We start from the raw sequence: 6,287 nt of genomic DNA, 5'->3' as shown, positions 1-6,287 counted from the left end.
CAGAGGATCGCCCCCGGCCGGCGGCGTTGCCGAATAATCGGAACCCATCCAGCATGCGCTATCTGATTACCGGCACGGCGGGCTTTATCGGCTTTCACCTGGCGAAACGATTGCTGGATGCCGGCCATGTCGTGACCGGCTTTGACGGCATGACCCCCTATTACGACGTGTCGCTGAAACAGGCGCGGCTCGACATCCTCAACGCGTTCGAGGGATATCGGCATCATACGGGGATGCTGGAGGATCAGGCAGCACTGGATGCGGCGGGCGATGCTGCACAGCCGGACGTCATCATCCACCTGGCCGGACAGGCGGGCGTGCGCCATTCGATCGAAGCGCCGCTGACCTATCTCGACAGCAATTTGATCGGATCGTGGAATGTGCTGGCGCTGGCCGGGCGGCTGAGGCCGGCGCATTTGATGATGGCGTCGACCTCGTCCATCTATGGCGCCAACCGGGATGCGCCGTTCAGCGAGGGGCACCGCGCGGACGAACCGCTGAGCCTCTATGCCGCCACGAAAAAGGGCATGGAGGCGATGGCCCATGCCCAGGCGCACCTGACCCGCGTGCCGATGACCATGTTCCGCTTCTTCACCGTCTATGGCCCGTGGGGCCGGCCGGACATGGCGCTGTTCAAATTTGTCGACGCGATCCTCAACGACCGGCCGATCGACATTTACGGCCATGGCGAAATGGCCCGCGACTTCACCTATATCGACGATCTGGTCGACAGCATCGTCGCGCTGGCCGACCGCGCGCCGGATGAGGGCAACCGCATCACCGACCCCGCGGGCCTGGATACCCTGTCAGCCGAAGCGCCCTATCGCATCGTCAATATCGGGGGTGGCAAACCGACCGCGCTGATGGATTTCGTGCGAATCATCGAACAGGCGACCGGCCGGACGGCCCGTCTGAACATGCTGCCGATGCAGCCCGGCGATGTTCCCCTCACCTATTCCAATCCCGATTTGTTGAGGGCCCTGACCGGGCATATGCCCACCACGCCATTGTCGAACGGCGTGACCGCTTTCGTACACTGGTACCTAAGCTATCGAACTTAGGGGATAATGCCCGGCATCGAGCGCGGGCGGCAGAAAATCATCCGATCAATGGTGAATGTCCCCGCGTGAGACAGAGACCGGCCGTGCCGAATTTTCGCTGCACCGCAATATAGCATTCACATTTTACATGCTAGATAAGCGACGAACGTCAGTTCCGCGCGTTTGAGTCGTTTCCTTGCAAAGGGGCCTTTTATGAACCTCGAAGCTGGTCGGATCGCGACCGCTTCCAAGACGCCGGAACTGAATGTTCGTTGGCGTCTGGGGCAGAAAACGGCACGGGTTCGAACGATCATCGGCCTGGTCATCGTTGATATCGCCGCGGTCATGATCGCATATTTCAGTGCCGAGCAGGTGTCGGACTTTTTCGACAGCGTGCTCGACCTGATGATCGGCAGCCGCGACTTTGCCATCGGCCTGGTCATTGCGCCCATCTTTCTGGCGGTTTCGGCCAATGCCGGCGCCTATTCGGTCGAGATCTTTTCCGATCGGGGCGGCGGCATCCGGCGGTCCGTGCGCGCGCTGCTGCTGACCATGGGCATCGTCGCCTTCATGGTGTTTTACCTGAAGATCGGGGACGAGGTATCGCGCGCGACCTTCACCATCGGGTCCGGCTTGGCGTTGCTGACGCTGGTCGCGCTGCGGGTGATGTATAACCGCTATGTCAGGCGGTCGATCGGGCCGAACATCTTCAGCACAGTGCTGATCAGCGACGGCGAACAGATCCCGCTGACCGGCCAATATTCCACCTATATCGCCGCCGATTCCTGGTTGAACCCGGACAATCATTGCCCGATCATGTTCGACCGGCTGGCCCGGGCGCTGCGGGAATCGGACCGCGTCGTCGTTGCCTGTTCGCCGGAGCGGCGCAGTGCGTGGGTCAAGGCGCTGAAGGGCGCGAATGTCCGCAGTGAAGTGGTTGCGCCGGAACTGGCCGAATTGCAGCCACTGGAAATCAGCCAGTGGGCCGACACGCCGACGCTGGTCATCGCGCAGGGGCCGCTTGGCCCGACCGATGCCTTCGTCAAGCGGACGTTCGACATCGTGTTTTCGGGGCTGGCGCTGATCGCGCTGTCGCCGATCTTCATCGTCCTGGCCCTGCTGATCAAGCGCGAGAGCGAGGGACCGGTGTTCTTCGTCCAGACCCGCATCGGCCTTGGCAACCGCATGTTCCCGATGATGAAGTTCCGGTCGATGCGCGTCGAGAAATGCGATGAGGACGGCGCGCGATCCACGTCCCGCGACGATGATCGGATCACGCGCATCGGCGCCTTTATCCGCAAGACCAGCCTGGACGAGCTTCCGCAGCTGATCAACGTGCTGAAGGGCGACATGAGCATTGTCGGGCCGCGCCCGCACGCGCTCGGTTCCCGCGCGGCGGACAAGCTGTTCTGGGAAGTCGACGACCGCTACTGGCAGCGCCATGCGACCAAGCCCGGCCTGACCGGCCTGGCGCAGGTCCGCGGGTTCCGCGGCGCGACCGAGCATGAGCGCGACCTGACCGACCGGCTTTATGCCGACCTTGAATATCTGAACGACTGGTCGATCTGGCAGGATCTGATCATCATCGTAAAGACGTTCCGCGTGGTGGTTCACCGCAACGCGTTCTGACCGAGCAGGGCCGCGGCGTTTGCCGCGCGTCCGCTCTTGCATCCCGACGATGGCCGTTGCACGTCTCCGCCCACACAGGAGAACGGATCGCCATGCCCCCTACCCCGCTGCTCGCCCGATCATTGCTGTTCGCCCCCGGCGACAGCGAGCGCAAGCTGATCAAGGCGACAGAGAGCGCAGCCGACCTGATCCTGTGCGACCTTGAGGATTCGGTGGCGCCGGAGCGCAAGAGGGATGCGCGCACGATCACTGCCGCGCATCTGCGCGCCCATGGCGCGGATGGCCGGCAATGGGTGCGGATCAACCCGCTGGACACGCCCCATGCGCTGGCGGACCTGGCAGCCATTGTTCCGGCGCGGCCTGCGGGGATTGTGTTGCCCAAGGCGACGCGGGGCGATTGCGATCGGCTGGACCATTATCTTTCGGCGCTTGAGGCGGCGGCCGGGCTTCCCATTGGCGGCATCGCGGTAATGGCGATTGCCACCGAAACCCCGCAGGCCGTGTTCGGCCTTGGCGACTATCGTGGCACCCCGCGTCTTGCCGCGCTGACCTGGGGCGCAGAGGATATCGCGACGGCGCTTGGCGCGTCGGGCAATCGCAATGGCGATGGCAGCTATGCCTTTCCGTTTCAGCTGTATCGCGCCCTGTGCCTGACCGGAGCGGCGGCGGCGGGGGTTACGCCGATCGAGACGATCCATGGCGATTTCCGCGATGCCGCCGGGCTAGAAGCGGTGGCAAGCGAGGGACGGCGCGCCGGCTTTCGCGGCATGATGGCCATTCACCCCGATCAGGTTGCGATCATCAACCGATGCTTTTCGCCCGATGCGGCCGAAGTGGCACGGGCCGAACGCATTGTCGCCGCCTTTGCCGCCAGCCCCGGCGCAGGCACCATCGGCCTGGACGGCGCAATGCTGGATCGCCCGCACCTGAAACGGGCAGAGGCGGTGCTGACACTGGCACAGCGCGCGGGATAAGGGGTGAAATCGCCAGTGCTGATCAATGCAGCAGCGGCGACAAGTTGCCTAAAAGTTAAGCAGGCCGGGTGCCGACAAAACAGCAGGACAGGGCTTTGCTTCGCGCTTCGCACGCATGGCACAATTGTTGTAAGGTCACCGCCAGAGGAGCGGATCGGCGGATGTCATCCGGGGAAACAGGGAAACGCCAGTGAAAAAGATCGAAGCCATCATCAAGCCGTTCAAGCTGGATGAGGTGAAAGAAGCGCTGCACGAAGTCGGCGTTAGCGGGATCACCGTCACCGAAGCCAAGGGCTTTGGCCGGCAGAAGGGCCATACCGAACTCTATCGCGGCGCCGAATATGTCGTCGATTTCCTGCCCAAGGTGAAGCTGGAGGTCGTGGTCGAGGACGAACTGGCCGAGCGGGTGGTCGAGGCGATCGCTTCCGCCGCGCAAACCGGCCGGATCGGCGATGGCAAGATTTTCGTCATGCCGATCGAGGCTGCGCTGCGCATCCGCACCGGCGAACGGGACGACAACGCCATCTGATCAAATGTTACGGGCATTTGACGCTCCGCAACAATCTTGTGCATGAGTAATTGGCATCCACGCAATTTGCTTGCGCGATTCGCGCGGCAAGAATTCTGAAACGAAAGGGCACTTCCATGGCCAATGACGCCGCCAGCGTTCTGAAGACGATCAAGGACAAGGAAATCGAGTGGGTCGACCTGCGGTTCACCGATCCCAAGGGCAAGTGGCAGCACCTGACCATGGTTGCCGGCGTGATGGGCGAGGATGAGCTGAACGAAGGCCTGATGTTCGACGGATCGTCGATCGAAGGGTGGAAGGCGATCAACGAATCCGACATGATCCTGAAGCCCGACCTGGGCGCGGTTTATGTCGATCCATTTTCGGCCACGCCGATGCTGATCATCTTTTGCGACATCGTCGAGCCGTCGACGGGCGAGCTGTACAGCCGCGACCCGCGCTCCACGGCCAAGCGGTCGGAGGCGTATCTGCAGTCGCTGGGCATCGGCGACACCGTCTATGTCGGCCCGGAAGCCGAATTCTTCATGTTCGACGATGTCCGCTTCGAAACCAGCTACAACACCAGCTATTTCTCGATCGACGACATCGAACTGCCGACCAATTCCGGCAAGGAATATGAAGGCGGCAACCTGGCCCACCGTCCGCGCGCCAAGGGCGGCTATTTCCCCGTCGCGCCGGTGGACAGTGCCGTCGATATCCGCGCCGAAATGGTGTCAACGATGATCGAAATGGGCCTGCCCTGCGACAAGCATCACCACGAGGTCGCCTCTGCCCAGCACGAACTGGGCCTGACCTTTGGCACGCTGGTCGAAACGGCCGACCGGATGCAGATCTACAAGTATGTCGTGCATCAGGTCGCAGCCGCCTATGGTAAGACGGCGACGTTCATGCCCAAGCCGATCAAGGAAGATAACGGTTCGGGGATGCACACCCACATCTCCATCTGGAACAAGGGCAAGCCCCTGTTCGCTGGCGAAGGCTATGCCGGCCTGTCGGAAATGTGCCTGTATTTCATCGGCGGCGTCATCAAGCACGCCAAGGCGCTGAACGCGTTCACCAACCCCAGCACCAACAGCTACAAGCGTCTGGTGCCGGGGTATGAGGCGCCCGTGCTGCTGGCCTATTCGGCACGCAACCGTTCGGCGTCGTGCCGGATCCCCTATGGTTCGGGTGCCAAGGCGAAGCGCGTCGAGTTCCGGTTCCCGGACGCGCTGGCCAACCCGTATCTGTGCTATGCCGCGCTGCTGATGGCTGGCCTGGACGGCATTCAGAACAAGATCCATCCGGGCGATCCGATGGACAAGAATCTGTACGACCTGCCGCCGGCGGAATTGGCCGAAGTGCCGACTGTCTGCGGCTCCCTGCGTGAGGCGCTGGACAGCCTGGAAGCCGATATGGACTTTCTGCTGAAGGGCGACGTGTTCACCAAGGACCAGATCGAAGCCTATATCGAGATCAAGCGCGCCGATGTGGCCCGTTGGGAAATGACGCCCAGCCCGGTCGAATATGACATGTATTACAGCGCGTAATCATTCATTCATGGGACCGCGTTAGATCGCGTGTTCATGGACAGCGGGACGCCCGGGATGCATCGTCATCCCGGGCGTTTCGCGTTCAAGGGTTCGTCGAACCGTCAGCCGGGCCGTCCTTGCGCCGCAGGACGATCGGACGCAGCCAGACGCCGAGGCTGAGGACGAACGGCCAGAGCAGCGTATTGATCAGATCGCTGATCGTGTCATCCCACAGCCACGACCCGTGGTTCACCCGGTCGATGCATTCGTTGAGCAGTTCCAGCGCAAGGACGATCAGAAACGGGACAAAGGTTTCCAGCGGCTTTCGGGTAATCATGCGCGCCAGCACCAGGATCAACATACCGCCATGCAGGTGCAGCAGCGTGTTTTCGAGGCCGGTATCGTTGTGAATCGCCTCCTTCATCACGGCATACCATTGCAGCGAGATATTCGTTTCTTCGACCATGCCATCCAACTGTCTGTACCAACAGGCGCGATTGCTGCTGCAACTGCGAACAAGGGCAGCGGCTTTCCCGTGTGCTAGCTTGCCCTGCGATGAACGGCCATGCGAAAATCCGGTTGCGCCGTTCAGGGGGGCTGTTTC

6 protein-coding genes are annotated in these 6,287 nt (G+C 62.0%); 5 read left to right on the top strand and 1 reads right to left on the bottom strand.

The window, feature by feature from the left end:
- The first annotated feature begins 53 nt into the window (after nt 1-53).
- From ACNI3Q_RS11145 to glnA, 5 genes are all read left to right on the top strand, one after another.
- Nucleotides 54-1,061, top strand: coding sequence for an NAD-dependent epimerase/dehydratase family protein (locus tag ACNI3Q_RS11145; RefSeq protein WP_426276642.1), 1,008 nt, complete (start codon nt 54-56; stop codon nt 1,059-1,061).
- A 192-nt stretch (nt 1,062-1,253) separates the two neighbouring features.
- Entirely contained in the window at nt 1,254-2,669 is a 1,416-nt protein-coding gene (locus tag ACNI3Q_RS11140; RefSeq protein ID WP_426276640.1) for an exopolysaccharide biosynthesis polyprenyl glycosylphosphotransferase, read from the top strand.
- Nucleotides 2,670-2,761: 92 nt separating this feature from the next.
- Complete coding sequence (locus ACNI3Q_RS11135; protein WP_426276638.1) at nt 2,762-3,643, top strand: HpcH/HpaI aldolase/citrate lyase family protein; 882 nt, start codon at nt 2,762-2,764, stop codon at nt 3,641-3,643.
- Between the two features lie 190 nt (nt 3,644-3,833).
- A complete protein-coding gene (locus tag ACNI3Q_RS11130; protein ID WP_260022356.1) occupies nt 3,834-4,172 on the top strand; it encodes a P-II family nitrogen regulator in 339 nt (112 codons plus the stop codon).
- 116 nt (nt 4,173-4,288) lie between these two features.
- On the top strand, nt 4,289-5,701 hold the full coding sequence (gene glnA, locus ACNI3Q_RS11125) for a type I glutamate--ammonia ligase (protein ID WP_426276635.1): 1,413 nt from the start codon (nt 4,289-4,291) through the stop codon (nt 5,699-5,701).
- A gap of 85 nt (nt 5,702-5,786) precedes the next feature.
- Here glnA and ACNI3Q_RS11120 read toward each other — a convergent pair whose 3' ends face one another.
- The gene (locus ACNI3Q_RS11120; protein ID WP_426276633.1) at nt 5,787-6,149 is read right to left on the bottom strand and encodes a hypothetical protein; all 363 of its coding nucleotides are present in this window, start codon (nt 6,147-6,149) and stop codon (nt 5,787-5,789) included.
- Nucleotides 6,150-6,287: the final 138 nt, after the last annotated feature.

It is taken from the genome of Sphingomonas eleionomae, from assembly GCF_049889035.1.
In the GTDB taxonomy this organism is placed as follows: Bacteria; Pseudomonadota; Alphaproteobacteria; order Sphingomonadales; family Sphingomonadaceae; genus Sphingomonas.
This window is presented reverse-complemented; position numbering and strand designations above follow the sequence as displayed.